The sequence below is a fragment of the Acinetobacter amyesii genome, assembly GCF_002018365.1.
Classification (GTDB): Bacteria; Pseudomonadota; Gammaproteobacteria; order Pseudomonadales; family Moraxellaceae; genus Acinetobacter; species Acinetobacter amyesii.
In genome coordinates this window covers 83,283-105,853 of the sequence record NZ_MVKX01000011.1, presented here as the reverse complement: position 1 = coordinate 105,853, position 22,571 = coordinate 83,283, and the positions used below count along the sequence as shown (strand labels likewise).

Sequence of the window (22,571 nt, the reverse complement as noted above, 5' to 3'; positions counted from 1 at the left end):
GCCTTGCACCAGATTGTTCTGGGTCCTTACCTTTATTATTTTTACATTGGCATTTACTGTATCGACTGCTCAAGCACAGTATGAAACTGCTCCTAAATCATTTTATTTAAAACATCAAAACGAAGTTAACCAAATCTACTTCACGGAAGACACCAGTAGCCTCTTGCAAGGCAAATGGTTGTTTTATCCAAATCAATTTTTAACTTCTCCGAGTTCGGTTCTAGTCGGTCAAACGGTCTATCTGCCTACATCATTTAAAGACATCACAGGGGACAGTAAAGGTTTTGGGACATTTACTGGACATTTCCAAATCCCTAAACAATTTATTGGTCGACGTATCGCGGTATTGATTCCAAATCAGTACGGTGCATATCGGGTATTTTTAAATGGTGATGTGATCGTTCGTTTGGGCGAGGTGGGGCGTACTGAAGCAGAACAAAAAACGGAGAATGCACCACGAATTGCCTATTTTGTGGCACAAGATGAATATTTCACTTTAACCATTCAGGCTTCAAGTTTTAACAGTATGCATGGCGGGTTTGAAAACCCGATGCGTATTGGTATTGCTAAGACAGTAAACCGCCAGTTCCAACAACAGATGATGAGTATTGGAATGGTGTCTGGCGCCGTCTTGGGTGTGGGATTATTTACGATCCTATTTTCTGTTTTCCGAGGTTTACGCGGTCGCAATAGCCGAAGTAACTTGGTGTTTGGCTTATTTATTGTCTTTTTAGCATTCCATAATTTATTTTCAGCACCTTATGCCTATACCACTTTTACCGATATCAATTGGTTGTGGGGCACGCGATTAGAATATTTATTTACTTATTTGGCGTCGATTTTCTTTTTAAGTTATATCCACTTACTCAGTCGTCGCTATTTATTTACCTTAAATTATCAGATCGCGATGTTGCTATTGTCTTTGAATATTTCAGTGACTTTTGTTTCGACGCCTGAAATTTTTCAGCCTTTGGCAACCTACAGTTTTGCCTATGTGATCGTTGTTCTAAGTAATTTTGCGTATGGTTTTTACCTAACACTGAAAAAGAAAGAACCGTATTCAAAATTAAATTTAATCGCAGTTATTTTCCTGTGCATTACTTTTTTAAACGACTTTTTGCTGATGATGAATTTGATTGATTCAGTCAATTTATCGTTCATTTCAACCAGTTTGTATGCCTTGTTGATCATGTTTCAGCAATCGCATCATTATGCACAGCAGTCAATGCATACCGAGCAGTTGAATAATAGTTTGCTTGAGCTAAACAGTTCACTCGATCAGAAAGTCAAAGAGCGAACCTTACAGCTCCATGAGCTGAATAAAAAGCTAGAGCTACAAATTCGTATTGATGCCTTAACAGGGGCATTTAACCGCCGTGCGCTGAATGCCGAAATTCAACGTTTATATTCAGAAGTCCGTTTTCATAGCCATCGAACACTGGTCTTTGCCATGTTAGATGTTGATTATTTTAAAAATTATAATGACCACTATGGGCATCTCAAAGGTGATGAGGTGTTACAGCAAATTGTGAAAACCATGCAAAATACCCTGCCAAGTTCAGCCTATGTGGCTCGCTACGGTGGAGAGGAGTTTGCCATATTGATGCATGATGTTCCGTATGCGATTGCCCAAGAGCAATTGCAATCGGTACTCGAAGCCATGCGTAATGAACAGCTTGAACATGTTAATCGGGGTGATGACAAAAATTACGTCACACTGAGTTTGGGCATGGCATGGATGGATAAGCAAAATGACTTTGACAGTATCGAAGCTTTAATGAAACATGCAGACCATTATTTATATATGGCCAAACAGGCAGGACGCGATCAACTTAAGCCTTAATACTCAGTTGTAAACGGTTAAAACTTTGTGGTGCTATCGGTTATCCTTTGCCAATACTTATTTAGATTGATCTCACTTTAAATTCATCTTTCACATTCATGCAGTTTGAAAATCTATCACTCTATGGACTTTATCTCTCCATTAACAGAGCTGTTTGACCAATTTAAGCGGAACATCGGCAGGCTCAAAATCCTGATGTGCGACAAAGCCATATTTTTGGTAAAAGGCGAGTGCCGTATGGGTACTTTCTAGACTGATCTCGGTAATATTCTTTTTCCTGACGCAGTGCATCATGTTTAACAATAATGCCTTACCAATGCCTTGGTACTGACGTTCAGGGCAGATATAGTTCAGTAAAATTTGTCCCTGATCACTGACTAAAATAAAGCCGACCACTCGATTGTCACTGACGTAGACCCAACTGTCGTTGTAAAGCATCCACATTAAAATATTCGATTGATTTGCCTCCTCAAGCCAAGTTTGAATCACACTTTCATTACGTTGATGGTCCTGGATACATGAACGAATGCTGTTGTGAATCACGTGAATAATTTCGGGTATGTCCTGGATTTGTGCTTCGCGTATCATAATTTTTTCTTTTTATAAAAAACTCCAACAGCCTGCCATTTCAGAAGATATCGCCCTGTGCTTAAAGAGGCTTATTGTTGCGTTTTATATTTTTTTGCTGCCATTGCGCTGTTGGGTTGGGTTTTTATTTCAAAATTGTTTCAAAATTTACAAATGTATATTTATGGATTAATCGCTAAATACAGAGAAAAATCGACATAAATTCATCCATTCATACTGATTTTAAAACTAAAAATAGATGTAGCATGAATCGATACATATTCAATGAATTGAGCAGGAGTAATAATTTGAAATAAATTAGCAAAGAAAATAGGCCAAATTTCAGCTTTAAAATATTTTTGTATGAATTTTAATCGTTATTGTGCGTTATATTAGTTCATAAAAATATTTGATGGCTCAAGATGTAAAGGCGTGTCATCGGCAGTAGGTTGTCATTATGGTTAATTTTCTCATTGTGCTATGTATTCTGATTGCATTGTCTGCAGCGGGTATTGTGGTCAAAAAAATCCTCAAAACAGAAAAATATCGTCAAAAATATACGCGCTATCAGGCACCAGAAAAATCGAACAGTATCTCTTTAGCATCGAATGATGATGCTATACGCCAAGTCGATCAGGTCATTGAAGTTGATGAATATGAACAGCAACTTTTTGATGATATTGCGGAAATTTTCTTTCAACAACAATACAAATTAGATTCGCTACAGGCAGCCGAGCAGTTACAAGAAGTTTTTCTACGTCGCATGCCAGTCAATTGTAAAACTCAAATTCGCCAATTAGATCTGAATGAATGGTCGATTTATTGGAATTTTTACCATCAATCGCTCGAGTATTATTTAGGTCGATACGGCGAGTTTTATACACATGTCGACCGTTTTGGCGAAGAACATAAAATTGAATATCGGTGTCAAGACTCTGCAAGTTGAAGCAAAATGCGGTCTCGGACTAAATCGAGATAACTCAAATCATCGCTCATTCGAGCCATTAAAATCGCGCCTTCATAATCTGCCAAGCTGATTTTGGCAAGTTGCGTGGCATGTTCGATGGTCATATATCGCTGAAAAAACACTTCAAAGGCGAGTTGCCATTCGTGAAAGATAGACTGCAATTTTGCAAAAATCTCGGTAGGCAAATGTTGACGTTCCATACTTAAGATCCCGACCAAACAGCCTAATCCACCTTGGCTAAAAAACTGGATGGCCTGCTGATGGATGTGCGAGAAAGCCTGTTGAGGGGATGTAGTGGATTGCTGTAATTGCTGAAAAATGCTGTGCTGTAACTTTACATGCGTCAGGTTTAAAATTTCCATCAGTAAAGCGTCTTTATTCGGATAGTCATAATAAAACGCAGCTTTTGAGAGTCCACAGGCTTCAGCCAATTTTCCCATGCTGCAACCCATATAGCCATAGCGTTTAAAGGCGTGTGCTGACTGTAACAATAGATGTTCAGAGGTGTTTTTCCGTGGACGCATGTATCTCTCTATTCGAATAAATCAATATGATGTGTATGAAGTAAATTGGTCTAGGCGACTAATAGTTCGTCAAACCGTCCAATGACTTCTTGCCATAAGGGTTCAGCACCTTTGCGGAAATATCCCATATGACCAATCTGTTTTAGACCATAATCTTGCGCTTCAATATTGATATAGTGCATTGACGCTTGTGCATAATGCTGCATAAAAGCATGTCGTGAATTGGGTAATGCCCAGTCATCATCGAGTGCAGCGACCGCATAAATCGGCGTTTGAACTGCAGCATATTGTTGAGTTAGCTCACTCAGCTCAGGGTCGGCAAAGAAATAGGTTGGATTTTTACACCAACGACGCCACTGTTTATAGACATCGACAGGAAGGTCAGCGCCCATATTGAGTTTGCTCCAAGGCAAATACCCTTTGATGGCAACCATCGGTGGAAAAACGATATTCCACATCACGTGCACTTTCATTTTTTCTTTAAAGGGCATATAGCCATGCCAACCTGCGCCAGTGCCAAAACAATACATGGCACGTATCTGATCATGATTTGAGGTGAGGCCTAGTGCTTGACCGCCATAGGAGTGTCCTACTAGAAAAGTTTCCTGACCGTGTTGTTGCATATAAGCTATGGCACCAGAAAGGTCATAACGTCCCCAGTCGAGGTAGGACATCTTAAAGCCTTTAAGTTTTGACGGTGCAGAACGTCCAATACCACGATAATCAAAAGTCAGTACTTGATAACCGAGTTTTGCGGCATATTCGGCAAAACGACGGTAAAATTGTTGAGGTACACCTGTTGCACTTGAAATAATAATATTGGCTTTAGCAGCAGAATTAGGCCGATATTCAACGCCTGAAAGCGTATAGCCATCGGTTGCTGGGAAACTCACGGGTGTACTGTGTATTTCTTGGGCTGTTTGTTCTAAATCCGTTGGCATAATTTTTCTCTTAATAGGCAGGACGTTAAGGGTTTACTCAGTTTAAATAAAGGCTTACTTGCCCTGAAAATTGGCTGCGCGACGTTGTAGCATGGCCATCACGCCTTCTTGTACATCTTGTGTTGTTAGTAGTGGCTGTAAGTGCTGATCTAATTGCGCAAAGGCAGCATCGGCTCCCAAATGCACACCTTGCTGTGCTGCAGCGAGTGTTGCCTGAACTGCCAATGGTGCAGCCTGTGCAATCTGTTCTGCAAGTTCAATGGCACGAGATAAGGGCGCTTGATCGGTGATTTCAGTCACCAAGTTCATGTCATATGCCGTTTGCGCATTGAAACGTTCACCCGTGAGTAAGTAACGCATGGCTTTATTCCAACCCGCTGCTTGCACAAAGCGAACTGTTGCGCCACCAAAAGGAAGAATGCCACGTTGCACTTCCATTTGAGCAAACTCCGTCTGACGCTGTGCGATCACGACATCGGCATTCAGCATGAGTTCAATACCCGCTGTAAAACAGAACCCTTGTACCGCGACCACAACTGGTTTTTTCCGTTGTCGTGAGTTGGTTCCCCAGGGATTTATCTGCTGATCAGGAAAATTAAACAGTCCACTGCCGAGTTTGGGTTGTAGCTCGACCAGATCTAGGCCCGCAGTAAAATGATCGCCATGAGCAAAAATCACCGCACAACGTAAATTTGGATCATCTTCATATTCAGTGAGCGCCAATGAAAGGTCATGAATTAAATGACTGTCAAACGCATTTCGTTTATCTGCACGGTCCAAACCGATCAAATAAAGATGACCACGAATTTCTCGACTTACACGACCTTGTTGTTCTGACATTTGGATGATTCCTTCTGATTATTCTTTAGGCATAACTAAGTTTTTAAACGATTGTTAGAAAACTGTCAAAACTGATGCGTTCAAAACATCAAAATCAAAGTAAGTTGGCTGAATGGTTTGATTTAAAATTTACAGAGTTGATATGAAATAGTGCAGGATATAGCTTGCCTTTGGGCCAATTTTTTCCATAATAGCTGCAGCTTTTTTAAGGCCCAATCAACCATGTCGAACTTAGAAATATTTGCAGTTGTTATTAGCTTAATCGGGGTGACTTTAACCATTAAGCGAAATATGTGGTGTTGGTGGTTTAACTTTGCCGCTTTTTTACTGTATGCCTACCTGTTTTATACCTACAAACTTTATGGCGAAACCATTTTGCAGTTTTTCTTTGTGGTGGTGAACTTCTATGGTTTCTATCATTGGTTGAAGGGCAAACAACAAGATCATGACATTCGTATTGAACCGATTGCGACCAAACTCGTGATCTTTCAAATGCTTTTAGCTGCGGTGGGCGGTTTGATTTTTGGTTTAAGCCTGCACTATTTTACCGATGCAGCCGTACCAATTTTGGATGCACAATTGGCCGCGTTTAGCTTACTCGCAACGTATTGGACCAGCCGGAAACATATTGCCACTTGGGTGCTTTGGGTATTTGTCGATATTATCTATGTGGGTATGTTTATATACAAAGACCTGTATCTCACTGCGGCGTTGTATGCAGGTTTTGTGGGCTTGGCGGCATTTGGTTGGTGGCAATGGACACAAGTCAAAAATAAACAGCAGCAACAGGCGATGAAAGCTTTATAAGGATCACTGGGTGATGGCATCGCTTATTTTTTTGTTAGCAGTTAGCCCGAACCCGATGAACAATTAAAGAGCGTGCAGAGTCATGATTATCGACTTTCAACATGAGCAGCAACTGCGTTTTGATCGACAAGCTGGGTTTCTACTGCAGCAAAAGGCGAGCTTTTTTCAGTTTGAGCAAATAGCAGATGTGTATAACGCAGAATGGCTCAACGCATTTCCACCAGGGACGCAATGTAGCATCAGCGGTTTGGATGATGGTGCAGATGAATACGGCATCCAAATCAGTTATAAACACCAAAGCGTCTTGATCGATTATTCACAACCGATCAAATTGGTACACCGTGATCGGAATGGTGTGGTGCATAGCATGCTGTTAAATTAACTAAAAAAAATTTAAATCAGTACCACAAAGATTTGTTATAGAAATATAAAAATAAGCGCAAGAAGAAATGAAAAGATATGGAAAGTTAAAAAAAATGACGCAACTTGACCCAAAAGATTCAACATTTAAAATTTTCAATCAGCTATGTTTTGACCTTTTTCATCATTATGGCGCGCACTGCACGTCTTTTGAACCTAGCACTTTGATACATGCAAAACCAATGCAACAGCTTCCTGAACAAGCCAGCTTTGATATTTTTAGCCTCGACTTTGGTCATTGGTGCGCAAAGTTGTCCTATGCAGGGATGTATTTAAAAATCGATGCGGGCTGGGAATTTCAGCTCGAGTTTAAAGATCAGCATGGGCAAATCTTTCAAAAAAGCCTTTAAGGCAGAGTCCCTCTGAGTTGCAGTATGGCAATTCTGTATTTCTAGCTTGGTTTCAGGTCAATGACAGCCACAGCGCTTTCCGATTTAATCCAAAGCACAGTTTTAGCAACTGTAGACTGGGCGAAATAAAACAATAAAACCAATATTGACCTTAAGGATTACGAGAATGGCACATCAATTTACCGTCAATGCCACAATTCATGGCGTTTCACTTGAAGATTTTAAACGACTAGCCGCAGATATCAGCTTGCATGAAGCGGTGTGCAAACGCATACCGGGTGAAAATCTAGAAATTTTAGAATCAAAAAAAACAGGTGATATGTATACCTTAAAACGTGCCTATAACTTGGATGTAAATATTCCAGATATTGCCAAGAAATTTTTAAAAGATGCGTTTCGCCTGAAACGTACGGATATTAGTAATTTGGCGGCATTAACGTCTGACGTCAAACTTGATCCGAACTTACCGCTCGAAGCGAGTTGTAAAAGAAGTGTCAGTGGCGATGCAACACGAGTCAGTTTTAATTTGGACTGGACGGTGAAAGTCAAAGTTCCACTGATTGGCGGATTACTAGAAAAACATGCAGAAGGTGAAATTCGTCGTTTTAGTCAGCTTGAGATTGAAATTGTAGAAGATGAATTACGTAAAAATTTAAAAGCCTGAATTGATTTGAAAGCGAGTTAAAAAAAGCGGTCATTGACCGCTTTTTTATTTTTAGTGCGAAGTTTTTTCAAAACGTTGACGATAGAGCATCGCAGTAAAGAAGGTCACCAAACAGACGGTCCAAATATAATACATGGCGCCAATGTTGCTGTATAAACTCAACCATTGAACCAATGGCAAGGTGATACCACCCGCGATGGCATAGGCCAAATTGTATGAAAATGAAATCCCCGAGAAACGAATCTGTGCAGGGAACATTTTCACCATACTATAAGACACCATACCAACCGTACCTGATGCCAAACCGAGCAGCATATAGAGCGCAAACACGGTCGATGCTGCCACGTGGCCCAAGCTGTTATAGAACACGCCTGCGATTACCGCAACAAGGAGGGAACCGAACAGCATCACTTTGCCCGCACCGAAGCGATCTGCCAAAAGACCTGCCAAGATACAACCGACCATTTGCATCACAATAGCGGCACTTTGCATTTTAAAGGCATCGGCACGTTCAAAACCAAAGGCGCCCGTGAGTAAATTTGGCATCGCTAAAATCAGCACAACAACACAGCCAGTTAAGAACCATGTAAACAGCATACCAATCACGACGCCTGTTTTGTGCTGTTGCAGTACTTGTTTCACAGGAAGCTCTTTAGCCAATTGTTTCTTTTCTTGCATGGCTTTAAATACAGGCGTTTCTTTTAAATAACTGCGGAGATAGAGCGCAACAAAACCAAAGATCCCGCCTAGAATAAATGGAATCCGCCATGCCCAGTCATGGATTTCTGACTCTGTAAATTGTAATGAAATAAACAAAGACATCAGTGCGCCCAACAAGATACCCAAAGATAAGCCGGCAGTGAGTAGGCCGTTGGCGATCCCAATTTTTTGCTCTGGCACATGCTCTGAAACAAAAGTCCATGCCGCAGGGATTTCACCACCAATCGCGATGCCTTGAATCACGCGCATCAGTAGGAGCAGAAGCGGTGCTGCATAGCCAATACTTTCAAAAGTCGGCATCACACCGATCATTAGCGTAGGCAGAGCCATGAGTAAAATAGATAAACTAAATAAACGCTTACGACCAATCAAATCGCCAAAATGCGCCATCACCACACCACCCAATGGGCGGAAAAAATATCCGGCTGCAAAAATACCGTAGGTATTCAGCATCGCCCAAAATGGACTGAGTCCCGTGGGGAAAAATAGTTCCGAAATAATTTTGGCGTAAAACACATAAATGACAAAGTCATAAAACTCGAGTGCGCCACCTAGAGATGACAGTCCGAGGGTACGTTTATCTTGACGAGTCAGGCGTGGCTGAGCTTCCATGCAAATATTTTCCAGCAGCAAATAGCATTTGACGATTTTAGTGATTCAATTTTTTATTGAATAATCAAACTTTGTTGCCTTATTAAAAACTTATAGTTATGAAAATATCATTAATTAAGAACAAAATAATATAGATAAAGTAGCATTAACTAAAAGAATGATTGGCAATAGATAATGGCGCACCTTGATGTATAAATGATAAATATCAATAGTATAGGATGGTATGATCTGCCATTTTACTTTGTGGTCTATATAAGCCACAAAAGATTCAAAGCCATAGCATGCTGTTGTTTTATACTCAGAACCGATAATAATGCATAGTGCATGGTTGTTTTTTTTTAAATAACTGATGTTACGCAGTAACATCAGAAGCGTAATTTGATTCAAATGAAAGAATGAAAAGCGGTAACGTCATCTGCAAGTGTTTGAGACAGGACTCCTTCTAATCAAAAATGCTTTTGCGATATTTTGAATAATTTGATACTAGTGAACGAGTTTTGCGGTGAGGAGCATTGCTCCGCAAGATGGTTTCCTTGCGAAGCTTCGCTTCTCATTTTGCCGAAACAAAAGTACCTCCAGCCGAAGGCTAATCCCTTTATTTAAATCCTAGATGTAAGACTCCGTCGAATAAACTTAAATATCATTTTAAAAATGCGTAATTACTTTTACGTGCGTAACATCAGTTAAATAATTTAAGCCCGCTAGACTTAAAAAGGATAAAAACATGAGTAATGTTGCTGCTGTTGCACAGCGTGGTGAAGCGATTTTGACGCTTACAGCTGCAGAGGTGCAAGCATCTGAAATAGGTTCTGAATGGTTAATTGCACTGAGCGAAACATTGCATGCCACCATGCTTGAGCGTCAAGGCGTAGGTATTGCGGCACCGCAAATTTATGTTTCAAAGCGGGTGATTATCGTGGCCTCACGTGCAAATTTACGCTATCCCGATGCGCCTGAAATGGAAGCGATCGTGATGGTGAATCCAGTGATCACATCTCGATCGACAACGACGGTATTGGGTGAAGAAGGCTGCTTAAGTGTGCCGAATGCGCGTGGACAAGTCCCGAGAGCTGAGCAAATTCACGTGCGATATTTGACCCTTCAAGGTGAAGTCAAAGAGAAAACCCTGAATGGCTTTCCCGCACGGATCGTGCAACATGAGGTCGATCATCTAAACGGGATCTTATTCACCGAGCGTTTAGAATAATCAACCGTGTTATTTCAAAAATATAAAAATGACCAATTGAGCTAAAAAAATAGCGGAAAAGTAATTTGAATAGTGGTGCAAGTGAAGTTTAAAGGCTTCAAATGTTGCACTTATAACTGTGAAATAGGCTTTCTTTTTGAAGCTAAAACCTTGTATAACTAGCGAAATAATAAAATAAAAAAGAAGATTAATGGGGAAAAATTGGGGCAATGCTGTCTGTACGAAATGGGGCGTACAATGGCGTAAATTGAAGCATCTTTTGTTTGAATCGGACTATCTCATCATCAATTGGTCTGACTATGATAAAGGGCGTTTACTCCTCATCTTTGGCATGCTGAGTCAAGTCAGCGTGTTGAAGTGGTGCATCATGAATTTTTATTATTCGACCAATCGGATCTGGTTTAATCCGAGTGCGCTCAAGTTTAGGATCATGGTCGCTTGTATAGTCCTACTCAGTTATGGCGTATTGGCAGTACTCAGTCTTTATTTCAAAAAATATTTAAATTTCAGACTGTTTTTTAGCTATTTTGCACCTGTCCTGTTTGGGATTGGCATGATCTATGGTGGCTATATGATCGGGATCTATAGTCCTGCCACCATGGCGGGAACAGTCAATTTGTTGATGGTCGGTTTAGTTTTTTATCGTCCTGCGATTATGCTCAGTATCACATTTCCGATCACACTGTTTATTGGCTACATTTGCTATCAAACTTCGATTGACCATCTAGAATATGCACCGATTTTCAGCCCGGCTTTAAAACAGAGTGAGTTTTACGATAATGCCTTTTGGCTCATGAGTATGGCGGAGTTGTATTTACCCATATTGATCGTCAGTGCGGTATTTTTTCAGATTTTGCTTTTACAGTGGCGACACCGTGAACAAAAGATGGAAGTCCTCAGCCGTGTGGATGGCCTGACCAATGTGTTTAACCGTCGTTATGTCAGTCATGAACTTGATACACTCAGCAAACAGACACGGCCTGAATTTGCAGTGGTTTTACTTGATCTCGACCATTTTAAATTGATCAATGACCAATATGGACATGATGCAGGAGATGCCGTTTTACAACGTGTTGCTCAAATTTTAAATGACAATACTCGTGTGCAAGATGTGGTTGGACGTTATGGCGGCGAAGAATTCATTTTAATTTTAAAAAATCAGAATTTAGAACAGGCGATAGAGGTCGCTGAACGTTGTCGATTGGCCATTTCTGACGCTGAAACCATGATAGCCAACCAACATATGTTGAAGATTAGTGCAAGTTTTGGTGTAGCAACTGCGATCGAGGGGACACCGTCTGCTGTGGTCACGCGTATGGCCGATCAAGCGCTGTACATGGCAAAGCAACAAGGACGTAACCAAGTGCGCAGCTTTCGTGAGTTAAACTTGGCAGAAGATTAAAAAAGTTAAAAGGTAGCGATGCAGCAATTACAATTTCAGCTTGGATTAGCGCAGCTCGACTTTCAGACCGAGCAACAGAATATTCATTTTGATCATGGGTTAGTGGCTTTGGTACAAAAATGTGTCCGACATCAGCGTTTCGATGCTTTGGCAATTGAATATTTGATCTATGAAATTGAAGAAATTTTAGAACGATTACAGCTTGATTATCAGACGCAGCGCAATGCTCAGTCGAATGATGAGATGCTGCATATATTGGCGCAGACCTTTTTTGAACATGCGACCCTCATTGAACGACAAAGCTTAGAACATGGCTTTAATGAAATGATTGAACATACTGAATATTATCAAAATCTATTTGGTGAACAGGCAATCATTCAACTCAGTTATTTCGTTTTTATTCGAGAAATGATGCACCATTTGAATATACAGCACATACAGGTTTTAGCTCAGAACACGTCTTCACCATAAGGACTTATACAGAGGCAGCTCAATTTGTTATAAATAAAAAAGCACACAACAAAAAATAGCCCTTATGAAAACTCCTGTTCCAGATTATTTACAGCATGTCCTTAATGCCTGCGATGCCAATCAACACGGAGCTTTGGCAGATTATATTCCTGAGTTAGCTAACGCCAATCCGAATAGACTAGCTTTGGCACTGTCTACCGTAGATGGCACGATTTATTCTACGGGTGATGACGAAGTCGCGTTCACTATTCAGTCGATGTCTAAACCTTTTGCTTATGCTTTAGCGATTCGTCATCTTGGCTTAGACAGCGTTTTACAAAAAGTCGGTGTCGAGCCATCGGGAGAGGCGTTTAATCAAATTGCGCTCGATCCACAGAGCAATACCCCGAAAAATCCGATGATCAATTCGGGGGCAATCACCACACATTCACTTTTACCGCATGACGAGCACAGCACTCGTGCTGAAAAACTCCGTGAATTTTTAAGTGAACTGGCAGGGCGGGAGCTGAGTTTTGATGACGCGGTTTACCAGTCTGAAGTGAAGACGGCTTTTCGAAATTTGTCGATCGGTTACATGCTGCGCACAGTTGGTGTCCTTGAAGAAGATCCTGCAGATGTGGTGAATGGTTACATTCGTCAGTGTGCAATATTAGTGACGGTTAAAGATTTGGCAAAAATGGCCAGTGTGCTTGCCAATGGTGGTGTGCAAGCAGCCACAGGTAAACGATTGCTGTCACGTTCGGTGGTGCGCCAAGTGTTGAGTGTGATGATGACTTGTGGCATGTATGATGCTGCGGGTGATTGGCTGACAACGGTCGGTATTCCTGCCAAAAGCGGTGTGGCCGGTGGCATCATGGGAGCTTTACCGGGGCAGGTTGGGCTGGCGGTCTTTAGTCCGAAACTGGATACACATGGTAATAGTGTTCGAGGCGTCGAAATATTTGAACGACTGTCTAAGGACATGGGGCTACATGTGATGGAGGGAACACCTTCAGCGCAAACGATCGTCCAGAGTCGCTATACCTGCGGGATAGATCATTCGGTGGTGGTGTATGAACTGCGCGGCGTATTGCAATTTACTGAGTCGGAAATGTTGCTGCGGATCTTAGAGGATGAACCTGTCGCGAATAACCATATCGTTTTAGACCTGACCAATATTTCTTTGATACACGATGTTGGTGTCCGAATGCTTTTTGAAGGTGTAGATCGTTTAATTGCGGATGGTCATCGCGTGGCAGTGATCGACTCAGAGCATCTCTTGGAACAAAGTCGAAGTCATGCAGGACATGAGGTGGTTGTTCGAGAAGAGTTGAGTCAATATTTACAACGGTTTGAGCGTTAATGGATAAAAATCCAGTGTTGATTCATACAAGGTGCTCATAAGTTTAGTGCTTAGATCGGCTATAATTTTCTTTTTGCGTTAAATTTGCTTATGTCTTTTGAGCAAAAAAGTCAGTTTACTCCCGAGTGCTGAAGCTTTATCCCCACAGCATAAAAAGCTGAATAAACTGATTGAGCAAATTGAACAGCAAAAACAAGATTTAACGCTTTGGCAAAATGCCAAAAGTGAAATTCAAAGTTATATCCAACTCAAACTTGTGCCGATCTATCGTGATTTGCATGCGGTGTACTACCGTCAGCTTGCACAGCTTTGGCTGCATCTACAGCAAGAAGACTTTGCCAAAGCAGATTTAGCACAGCTCGATGAGAAGCTTACGAAACTGGCAAAGCAGTTGAAAAAATCCAATTACTTAAATACTGCCGAACTTGAAAAGGTTGCTGAAGTGGATTCCTTTTATCAGCAGCATCATGCACATAGGCAAAAGCCGAATAAAAAAGCCAAGTCAGCACAAGCAGAACAGCGCAAAGCAGAACGCCATGTTGATATAGAACAGGAAGCTGCAGAAGAACATGAGTCTTATGAAGCGTGGGACAGCGAACAATATCAACGTGAGAAAGAAGAACATCAGCGGAAACGCCTAGAGCAAAAACGTGAGCAAGCGGAGAAGCTTGCCGAACAGTCGCTTAAAACGGTGTATTTAAAAATCACCGCCATGATTCACCCTGACCGTGAACCTGATGAATCTAAAAAAGCCGAAAAAACCGAGTTGCTGCAAGTGGTGAACCAAGCCCATGAAGCACAGGATTTGTTTTATTTACTGAAGCTGCAATTACAGCTTGAAACGAACAAAGGTAAAAGCCCTAAAGCCTTAACTGATGAACATTTAAAGTTTTATAAAATGGCGCTTGAAGCGCAAAGCCAGCGCCTTACCAGTCAGATTGATGACATCACAGATAGTTTCCACTGGAGCGAAAAGCCAAAGCCGAAGAATATGCAGGTGAAAGATGTGTATAAGGTGATTGATGGTGATGTTTCGGTGTTGAAAGAACAAGTGAAGTGGGAAAAAGAACGGCTGAAATATATGGAGAAGGTGAAGGGGCTGGAAGTGTTGTTGGCACAGAATGTACTTTGATGCTTTTTTATTAAAAGCACGTTTCCCTCACCCCAACCCTCTCCCAAAGGGAGAGGGAGCTGCATCTAATTAAATACCATCAATCGGCTTAATAATGAATATTCCCTCTCCTTGTGGGAGAGGGCTAGGGAGAGGTAATAAAATTTGATAATCTGATTAAAATAATAAAAAACAAAACGTAATGAACAATAAACTCGCCCCCCAACTTTTAATATTCGCCAAAACCATGCGCCACACTGCCACCGATGCTGAAAACCTCATGTGGCAAATTCTACGGGCCAAGCGTTTTATGAACCTGAAATTTCGTCGTCAGCATGTGATCAAACCTTATATTGTGGATTTTTACTGTCATGAAATTGGTTTAGTGATTGAGTTGGATGGTAGTCAGCATGGAACGAATGATGCGATTGAATACGATGCTGAGCGAACTAAGTTTTTAGAGGCTTTGGGTTTAACTGTTGTGCGATATTGGAATTATGATGTGTTGGGGAGGACGGATGTGGTGTTGGAAGATTTGTGGAATTTATGTATTAAGCTGAAAGTTAATCAATAATGGAAAATTCCCTCTCCCTCGGGGAGAGGGCTAGGGTGAGGGTAGAATTCATAATGGAAAAAACAAAAAGCACCTCTCCCTAACCCTCTCCTAAAAGGAGAGGGAGCTCCAATATAAAATTGATGTAGGTACTAAATTAAATGATGCTTCCTCTCCCTATGGGATGAGTAGCACTGATTTATAAGAGATTGTAAAATATATTTACATGATTCTAAGTTTATAATTTAATTATATTTTAAAAATATTTAATAGGGGGTGATGTGGGGGAGTTAAGAAAAAGATTATTAGAAATGCAACCATCTGAAATCATGGTTTTAATAACTATTCTTTTAGTTGTGATCGGTGGTGCTAATATTTATGCATATTTTCATGCTCTTGGTTTAGACTTTCTAATAAAAGATGTGTCAATATCTATGCTGATTATGTCAACGTTTAAATCAGCAAGCTATTTAATAATATGTTTTGTTTTGTCTTATATACTTTTTCTTTTAGGGTGTTTATTGGCATTTATTTTTAATATATTAATTCAGTCTCTAGGTTATAAAGATATTAAAGAAAACTATTCCAAAACATGGATATTGGTTGCATGGCTACCAACCGTAATATTCAATGGAGTATTACAGTTTAATGAAAATTTTAGAGAGCTTTCATCATTAATAACCCTCTTATTTTTTACTTCAACTGCATTAGTTTATAGAGAGATTAATAAAAGATTTTCTGTAGATGATATGAGTATTTTGATTTATATATTTTTATCTTGTTTTTCTGTGGGTAATTATCAATCTAAAATTGATTTAGATATTAAGAAAAGTAACTTAGTAAGAGTAGAACGTGAGAATTTAACAAATCAGGAAGACTGGAGAATTCTAACTTATTTCAATGATCAAGTAGTGTTAATTAATCTGAAAAGTGGAAAGGAAAAATTAGATTATAAAATAGTGAAATTTGAGAATTTGAAATTTTCTTCTAACAATATAAAGGGCTGAATAATCAGCCCTTTATACTACAAATATGGTTAAATTAACAACACATTAAAGCGTTGTAATTTGCTCCATATTCGCTTGAATCTTCGCTAACTGATCAGCAAACTCAGCAAGTTTAACTTTCTCGCCTTCAACTACTGCAGCAGGTGCTTTAGCCACAAAACCTTCATTGCCAAGTTTAGTGGCAATTTGGTCATGTTGCTTATAAACCTTATGAAGGTCTTTTTATAATTAAAATCAATTGATAAAATTTATATGTATCAAATAAACGCAGTCCTTTCGATCAAATATAGTTTTTTCATCAACAACTATTATTTTTTCTCTGAATTCTTTTGATAGGTGAATGTAATGTTGGTTAGCAGATCTTACAGATTCATTTTCTAAAAAAACCATAAATTTTAGATAGTCATTGGTATCAAACTTGGACTTAGTTTTTCCATAAAGAAGATTATTTAAATCTTTACTTATGCCATTACGTTGAGCTGATCCATATTTGATTCCACCATTTATTGGAATGTTACATTTGACTTCGCCTATTAATTTTATAATTTCGTTTGAAACAATATCATAGCCGTTAGTACTCGGCTTCGTAGCTAAAATTTCATCCAATATTTTTTCTCTTGAAGTATGAGAAATATTAAACTTTTCTGAAATCCAGTTAATAAACGAAATAGTGATTTTCATGGTTAATAAATTGTTGATATCAGACAGAGCCATTTTTAAAGAAATAATTTTTTCACTATCAAGGCGATTATAGTAATCTTCTTCAGGAAGTGAAAATTGTGTTATAAAAAAATGATTTAGCTTATTTTTGAGTTCTTCTTCGCGATGATATTTCATAAAAAATAAAGGGCTGAATAATCAGCCCTTTATACACAAATCAGATTAAATTAACAACACCTTAAAGCGCTGCAATTTGCTCCATATTCGCTTTAATCTTCGCTAGCTGGTCAGCAAACTCAGCAAGTTTTACTTTCTCGCCTTCAACCACAGCCGCAGGTGCTTTCGCCACAAAACCTTCATTGCCCAATTTAGTCGCAATTTGGTCATGCTGTTTTTGAACCTTGTCTAAGTCTTTTTGCAGACGGCCCAATTCCGCTTTAGGGTCAATTAAACCCTTCATTGGAACGAATACAGACACATGACCCACTACAGAAGATGAAGACAATGGCGGTTGTTCGCCATCAGCAAGGAAAGTAATGCTTTCAACTTTAGCCAATGCAGTGAATAACGCTTCAATACGCGTGATCTGTGCTTTCTCGCTATCCGTCGTATTTTGAAGTAGAACAGGCAATAAACGTGCATTACCTAGACCCATCTCACCACGGATGTTACGTACCGCACCAATCAAACCTTGAAGCCATTGCATATCTGCTTCAGATTGTTCATTCACTAACGCTTGGTCAGCAACAGGATACTGCGCCAACATGATTGTTTCGCCAGAAATGTTCAGTTTCGGCGCAAGTGTTTGCCAGATTTCTTCTGTTAGGTAAGGCATCAACGGATGAGCCAAACGTAAAGACGCTTCCATCACAGCAAGCAGAACACGACGTACTTCAGCTTTACGCTCAACCGATACGTTTTCGTCATTTAGAACAGGCTTAGTCAGTTCGACATACCAGTCACAGTATTCATTCCAAATGAACTCATAAATCGCTTGCGCAGCCAAGTCTAAACGGTAAGTCGCGAATGCTGTTTGCACCGCTTGTTCCGCTTTTTGCAGACGGCTTACGATCCACTGTTCAGGCAATTCCCAAAGGTCTTGACGAACTTCTTGACCAATCACTTGCTCTTCGCAGTTCATCATCACGAAACGGGTAGCGTTCCAGATTTTGTTGGCAAAGTTACGGTAACCTTCAACACGTTTCATGTCGAACTTAATGTCACGGCCAGTGTTTGCAAGTGCACAGAAAGTGAAACGTACAGCATCAGTACCGTAAGATTGAATGCCTTCAGGGAATTCTTTACGGGTTGATTTTTCAATCTTAGCTGCTTGTTTCGGGTTCATGAGTCCTGTAGTACGTTTTTGTACTAAAGTTTCAAGATCCACACCGTCAATCAAATCTAATGGGTCAAGCACGTTGCCCTTAGATTTAGACATTTTTTGACCTTCGCCATCACGTACCAAACCGTGAACGTACACAGTTTTGAACGGCACTTGTGGTGTGCCGTCTTCATTTTTCATGAAGTGCATGGTCATCATGATCATGCGGGCAACCCAGAAGAAAATGATGTCAAAGCCAGTTACCAGTACATCAGTCGGGTGGAAAGTATTTAAGAAGTAGTTTTCTTTATCTTTCGCCGCGTCGCCAGTCCAACCTAAAGTTGAGAACGTCCAAAGACCAGAAGAGAACCATGTATCAAGCACGTCTTCGTCTTGTTTCAATTCAACTTCAGGTGCAATGCGGTTTTTCGCACGAACTTCCGCTTCATCACGGCCTACAAATACGTTGCCTTCAGCATCGTACCAAGCTGGGATACGGTGACCCCACCACAATTGACGTGAGATACACCAATCTTGGATGTTGTTCATCCACGCCATGTACATGTTGCTATATTGCTCAGGAACGAATTTAATTTCGCCATCTTTCACTGCTTTAATTGCAGGCTCAGCAAGTGGCGCAATTTTCACATACCATTGGTCTGTTAATAGTGGCTCAACGATCACGCCTGAACGGTCACCGCGAGGTGGCTTCAATGTGTACGGTTGAATTTGGTCTAACCAGCCTTCAGCTTCTGCTTGAGCTACCAATTGCTTACGTGCAGCAAAACGTTCTAAACCAATGTAGTCCGCTGGAGCAGGAATGGTTTTAGAAATTTGTTCGCCCGCTTTCGCGATGTATTCAAACTCAGCCAACACTTCAGCATTTTTGTTGAAAATGTTGATAATTGGAAGTTCACAGCGTTTGCCCACTTCATAGTCATTGAAATCGTGTGCAGGGGTGATTTTCACACAGCCTGTACCGAATTCTTTGTCTACATATTCGTCTTTAACGATAGGAACAGCACGGCCTGTAATAGGTAGGATGATGTTTTTGCCAACAAGCGCTGCATAGCGTTCATCATCAAGGGCAACTGCAACGGCTGTATCACCTAATAATGTTTCAGGACGAGTCGTCGCAACGACAATGTGATCTTTACCGTCGTGGGTGCGGATTGATTTGTCTTCAAAGAAGTATTTGAAGTGCCACAATGAACCTGCTTCTTCTTTATCAGACTCAACTTCTAAGTCAGAAAGGGCAGTTTGTAGTTTAGGGTCCCAGTTGACTAGGCGTTTACCGCGGTAAATTAAGCCTTCTTCATGTAGCTTAACAAATACTTCTTTCACAGCATTTGATAAACCTTCGTCCATCGTAAAGCGTTCACGTGACCAATCTACAGATGAACCTAGACGACGAATTTGACGGGTAATGTTACCGCCAGATTGTTCTTTCCATTCCCACACTTTTTCGATGAACTTTTCACGACCAAGGTCGTGACGGCTGATGCCTTCTGCGCCCAATTGACGTTCAACAACCATTTGCGTTGCGATACCCGCATGGTCGGTACCCGGCTGCCAAAGGGTATTTTTGCCAGACATACGGTTGTAGCGAGTCAACGCATCCATGATGGCATTGTTAAAACCATGACCCATGTGCAAGCTACCGGTGACGTTTGGTGGCGGAATCATAATACAGAATGAATCACCTTTTTGAGATGGCTTGAAGTAGCCTCTCTCTTCCCAAGTCTTGTACCATTTTTTTTCGATCTCGGTCGGATCGTAGGTCGTAGCAATATTTTGCGCTGAATCAGTCATAGTCTAAACAGATCAAAAGTGGATAAAAAATTAGATCTATTGTAGCAAAAAAAATGGTGTATTAGGGATGTTGGGCGAATGTTAACTTTTAGGATTTGGCAGTAAATAAAAGAGTCCGTATGATAGGACCTAAGATAAGAAGTATCCATTGATCCCAAAACTAAGATAAAAGGAGCAATATCAAATGACTTATTCTATTTCTTTAAAGATTCAACCTACGACATATCAACGTTTTGAGGCGATTCATCAAAAACTCAACGCGGGTGAAACAGAAAGTCAGTCCAAAGCCTTAGGGGATAATCTAGCGGATATTGCATGTGAAATTTTAGATCAAGTTTTTGGTCAAATGGCGCGCATGAATAAGTCTGGAGACAATGAATCCGAAAAAATTATTCAGCAAATACGTGAAACGACCCGTAAATATATGCCGTGGTCAGTGTCTTTTTTCGGCAATGACCGCCTTGTACCGATGGTGAATTATTTATATGGACGTTTTTATAGCGAAGAGGGTCAGCATTTTATGCATTACCCGATCGATGCCTCTCTAGCGACTGACTTGCTAGGCTATGTCAGTCAGATGAAAGATGGACAAAATCAATATGTGCCGCTTGCGTTGAAAGCATTCACGCAAGTGGTCGATGCAGGGGTGACGCATTTGGTGCGTGAACCGAAAAAAATGCTGAAATTTAATATGGTGGTGGATAAGACTTTAACTGGTGTCATCAATCTCACCACGCAACTCGGTTATAAACGCTTCGATAAACTCGGCAAAATTTATGATGCACAATCGATGAGTCAGTATTTTGACCATTTTATGGTGTTTTTGAACAATGAGCCTGTACTACATAAAGCATAAAATACATATAAATGAATAAATTAGTTATTTAAAAGGATGTCAAAATGGCAAAACGTGATGATTTGAACGGAAAAGTGGTATGGATTACTGGGGCATCTTCAGGTTTGGGTGAAGCTTTAGCGAAAGAATGTGCTTTGCAAGGGGCACAGGTCATTTTGACCGCACGTCGATTTGAAGAGTTGGAAAAAGTCCGGGTTTCATTATTACATCCAGATCAGCATCTTTCAGTGTGTGCAGACATTACCAATGAAGAACAAGTTCGCCATGCTTATGAACAAGTCCTTGCGCATAAAGGCCGAATTGATTGGCTAATCAATAATGCGGGATTGAGTCAGCGTGCATTGATCACGGATACGACTATGCAAACTGAACGTGCCATCATGGAAGTAGATTATTTTTCGCAAGTCTATTTGACTAAAACCGTTTTACCGACTTTTTTAGCGCAAAAGTCTGGTCGAATTGCTTTTGTTTCTAGTGTTGCAGGCTTATTAGGGACACAGTACCGCGCGACCTATTCTGCTGCAAAAGCTGCCATTCATATGTGGGCAAACAGTCTACGTGCAGAAGTGGCGGATCAAGGGGTGGGCGTATCGGTGATTTTCCCTGGATTTGTCAAAACCAATGTTTCATTTAATGCACTCAATGGTGCAGGCAAGCCACAAGGGCATCAGGATGAAGCTATTGAAAATGGTCTAGAGGCCAATGAGTTTGCCGAAACAGTAGTGCAATCTTTGCAACGTGGGGAAGAATACATCGTGGTGGGTGGTTCTAAAGAAAAGCTCGGTGTTTGGGTGTCACGTTTATCACCGACAACGTTGTATAAAATGATTCGTAAAACCAAAGTGAAATAAGGGCTTAATTTTACATTTATAAAATCAAGTTCGTAGCTAAATGACGCTTATAAAAATTAAGCGTCATTCGATACCCATATGATCATGCATTGAATTCAGCATCAAGCATTGCGCTAATCTGCTGTTGAACTTTCGCTTTGTTGCTGCTCAATCAATAAGGTGAATGGACCTAGCAATACGCCCAATATCCGCCAATTCTACCTAAAACATAGCCCATCATTTTTCTTATTAACGGGCGTAAAATCCACTATTCTTGATTTACACCCAGTGCGCATTTTAAAGCATAAACTATTTTTGAATAGCAGTCCCATACGCAAAGACTTCGACCATGCCACCTTGCATACCCAGCTCAGTGGTGCTTAAACGCAGGCCCATAATTTGCGTTGCGCCCATTTTTTCAGCTTCTTGTTTTAAACGCACCACGGCTTCACGACGTGCCCGATCGACAATGCTTTCATAACTAGTCAAACGTCCGCCAAAGAAGTTCTGAATATTGGCAATCACATATTTAAAATAATCATGTGAAATCACCACATTACTCGAAATCAGTTGTCCAAAATGTTCAGTAGTTTTAAAGCGGTTGTTGTCTATTTGAATATGCGATAAACGCTTTTCTTGAGCTTCGAGTTCTTTGAGATGCTTTTGTTCGATATGGCGACCGAAGCCCCAACCAATACAAAAGAGCACCACAAAGATCAGGACTTTAAAAATAAAGGCATCCAT

23 protein-coding genes and 1 pseudogene are annotated in these 22,571 nt (G+C 40.5%); 15 read left to right on the top strand and 9 right to left on the bottom strand.

Annotation, left to right across the window (positions count from 1 at the left end):
* The first annotated feature begins 46 nt into the window (after positions 1-46).
* Positions 47-1,843 carry a diguanylate cyclase domain-containing protein gene (locus tag B1202_RS15105; protein WP_143221626.1) on the top strand — a complete coding sequence of 599 codons (1,797 nt, stop codon included), beginning with the start codon at positions 47-49 and terminating at the stop codon, positions 1,841-1,843.
* Positions 1,844-1,984: 141 nt separating this feature from the next.
* Here B1202_RS15105 and B1202_RS15100 read toward each other — a convergent pair whose 3' ends face one another.
* Complete coding sequence (locus B1202_RS15100) at positions 1,985-2,431, bottom strand: GNAT family N-acetyltransferase (RefSeq protein WP_078191420.1); 447 nt, start codon at positions 2,429-2,431, stop codon at positions 1,985-1,987.
* Between the two features lie 436 nt (positions 2,432-2,867).
* On the opposite strand from B1202_RS15100, the gene B1202_RS15095 reads away from it, so the two are divergent.
* Positions 2,868-3,356 carry a hypothetical protein gene (locus tag B1202_RS15095; protein ID WP_078191419.1) on the top strand — a complete coding sequence of 163 codons (489 nt, stop codon included), beginning with the start codon at positions 2,868-2,870 and terminating at the stop codon, positions 3,354-3,356.
* On the opposite strand, the gene B1202_RS15090 is transcribed toward B1202_RS15095, so the two are convergent.
* From B1202_RS15090 to B1202_RS15080, 3 genes are read right to left on the bottom strand one after another with little or no spacing between them, the layout of a single operon-like run.
* Positions 3,338-3,901 carry a TetR/AcrR family transcriptional regulator gene (locus B1202_RS15090; RefSeq protein ID WP_078191418.1) on the bottom strand — a complete coding sequence of 188 codons (564 nt, stop codon included), beginning with the start codon at positions 3,899-3,901 and terminating at the stop codon, positions 3,338-3,340. The two genes, B1202_RS15095 and B1202_RS15090, sit on opposite strands and share 19 nt — an antisense overlap.
* Positions 3,902-3,951: 50 nt before the next feature.
* Positions 3,952-4,842, bottom strand: a complete 891-nt coding sequence (locus tag B1202_RS15085) for an alpha/beta fold hydrolase (RefSeq protein WP_078191417.1) — start codon at positions 4,840-4,842, stop codon at positions 3,952-3,954.
* 54 nt (positions 4,843-4,896) lie between these two features.
* Positions 4,897-5,682 carry a crotonase/enoyl-CoA hydratase family protein gene (locus B1202_RS15080; RefSeq protein WP_078191416.1) on the bottom strand — a complete coding sequence of 262 codons (786 nt, stop codon included), beginning with the start codon at positions 5,680-5,682 and terminating at the stop codon, positions 4,897-4,899.
* 222 nt (positions 5,683-5,904) lie between these two features.
* On the opposite strand from B1202_RS15080, the gene pnuC reads away from it, so the two are divergent.
* The 4 genes from pnuC (at position 5,905) to B1202_RS15060 (ending at position 7,923) form a co-directional block, all read left to right on the top strand.
* Positions 5,905-6,489: a nicotinamide riboside transporter PnuC gene (gene pnuC / locus B1202_RS15075; RefSeq protein WP_078191415.1), complete on the top strand. Its 585-nt coding sequence runs from the start codon at positions 5,905-5,907 to the stop codon at positions 6,487-6,489.
* Positions 6,490-6,571: 82 nt separating this feature from the next.
* Entirely contained in the window at positions 6,572-6,871 is a 300-nt protein-coding gene (locus tag B1202_RS15070) for a hypothetical protein (protein ID WP_078191414.1), read from the top strand.
* Positions 6,872-6,965: 94 nt separating this feature from the next.
* Positions 6,966-7,259: a hypothetical protein gene (locus B1202_RS15065; RefSeq protein WP_078191413.1), complete on the top strand. Its 294-nt coding sequence runs from the start codon at positions 6,966-6,968 to the stop codon at positions 7,257-7,259.
* A 166-nt stretch (positions 7,260-7,425) separates the two neighbouring features.
* Positions 7,426-7,923 carry a DUF2505 family protein gene (locus tag B1202_RS15060; protein ID WP_078191412.1) on the top strand — a complete coding sequence of 166 codons (498 nt, stop codon included), beginning with the start codon at positions 7,426-7,428 and terminating at the stop codon, positions 7,921-7,923.
* 51 nt (positions 7,924-7,974) lie between these two features.
* On the opposite strand, the gene B1202_RS15055 is transcribed toward B1202_RS15060, so the two are convergent.
* Entirely contained in the window at positions 7,975-9,255 is a 1,281-nt protein-coding gene (locus B1202_RS15055) for an MFS transporter (protein WP_078191411.1), read from the bottom strand.
* A 724-nt stretch (positions 9,256-9,979) separates the two neighbouring features.
* Here B1202_RS15055 and def point away from each other — a divergent pair.
* The 7 genes from def to B1202_RS15020 all read left to right on the top strand — a co-directional run bounded on the left by def (position 9,980) and on the right by B1202_RS15020 (position 16,348).
* Positions 9,980-10,462, top strand: coding sequence for a peptide deformylase (def, locus tag B1202_RS15050; protein ID WP_078191410.1), 483 nt, complete (start codon positions 9,980-9,982; stop codon positions 10,460-10,462).
* Between the two features lie 190 nt (positions 10,463-10,652).
* Entirely contained in the window at positions 10,653-11,864 is a 1,212-nt protein-coding gene (locus B1202_RS15045) for a GGDEF domain-containing protein (protein ID WP_078191409.1), read from the top strand.
* Between the two features lie 18 nt (positions 11,865-11,882).
* Positions 11,883-12,335, top strand: coding sequence for a hypothetical protein (locus B1202_RS15040; protein ID WP_078191408.1), 453 nt, complete (start codon positions 11,883-11,885; stop codon positions 12,333-12,335).
* A 64-nt stretch (positions 12,336-12,399) separates the two neighbouring features.
* Positions 12,400-13,677, top strand: coding sequence for a glutaminase (locus B1202_RS15035; RefSeq protein WP_078191407.1), 1,278 nt, complete (start codon positions 12,400-12,402; stop codon positions 13,675-13,677).
* 97 nt (positions 13,678-13,774) lie between these two features.
* Positions 13,775-14,809, top strand: a complete 1,035-nt coding sequence (locus B1202_RS15030) for a molecular chaperone DnaJ (protein ID WP_078191406.1) — start codon at positions 13,775-13,777, stop codon at positions 14,807-14,809.
* A 181-nt stretch (positions 14,810-14,990) separates the two neighbouring features.
* Positions 14,991-15,362 (top strand): endonuclease domain-containing protein, encoded by a 372-nt coding sequence (locus B1202_RS15025; RefSeq protein ID WP_078191405.1) that lies wholly within the window; start codon positions 14,991-14,993, stop codon positions 15,360-15,362.
* 260 nt (positions 15,363-15,622) lie between these two features.
* Entirely contained in the window at positions 15,623-16,348 is a 726-nt protein-coding gene (locus tag B1202_RS15020) for a hypothetical protein (RefSeq protein ID WP_143221624.1), read from the top strand.
* A gap of 45 nt (positions 16,349-16,393) precedes the next feature.
* Here the strand turns inward: B1202_RS15020 and B1202_RS15015 are convergent.
* The 3 genes and pseudogenes from B1202_RS15015 to B1202_RS15005 all read right to left on the bottom strand — a co-directional run.
* Positions 16,394-16,570, bottom strand: a pseudogene (locus tag B1202_RS15015) (hypothetical protein); the annotation flags it as partial.
* 12 nt (positions 16,571-16,582) lie between these two features.
* Positions 16,583-17,185 carry a hypothetical protein gene (locus tag B1202_RS15010; RefSeq protein WP_078191402.1) on the bottom strand — a complete coding sequence of 201 codons (603 nt, stop codon included), beginning with the start codon at positions 17,183-17,185 and terminating at the stop codon, positions 16,583-16,585.
* 61 nt (positions 17,186-17,246) lie between these two features.
* A complete protein-coding gene (locus tag B1202_RS15005; protein ID WP_078191401.1) occupies positions 17,247-20,141 on the bottom strand; it encodes a valine--tRNA ligase in 2,895 nt (964 codons plus the stop codon).
* Between the two features lie 184 nt (positions 20,142-20,325).
* Here B1202_RS15005 and B1202_RS15000 point away from each other — a divergent pair, with 184 nt between their 5' ends.
* Positions 20,326-20,997: a hypothetical protein gene (locus B1202_RS15000; RefSeq protein WP_078191400.1), complete on the top strand. Its 672-nt coding sequence runs from the start codon at positions 20,326-20,328 to the stop codon at positions 20,995-20,997.
* Between the two features lie 44 nt (positions 20,998-21,041).
* Complete coding sequence (locus B1202_RS14995) at positions 21,042-21,848, top strand: SDR family oxidoreductase (RefSeq protein ID WP_078191399.1); 807 nt, start codon at positions 21,042-21,044, stop codon at positions 21,846-21,848.
* Positions 21,849-22,136: 288 nt separating this feature from the next.
* On the opposite strand, the gene B1202_RS14990 is transcribed toward B1202_RS14995, so the two are convergent.
* The gene (locus tag B1202_RS14990; protein WP_078191398.1) at positions 22,137-22,571 is read right to left on the bottom strand and encodes a YbjQ family protein; all 435 of its coding nucleotides are present in this window, start codon (positions 22,569-22,571) and stop codon (positions 22,137-22,139) included.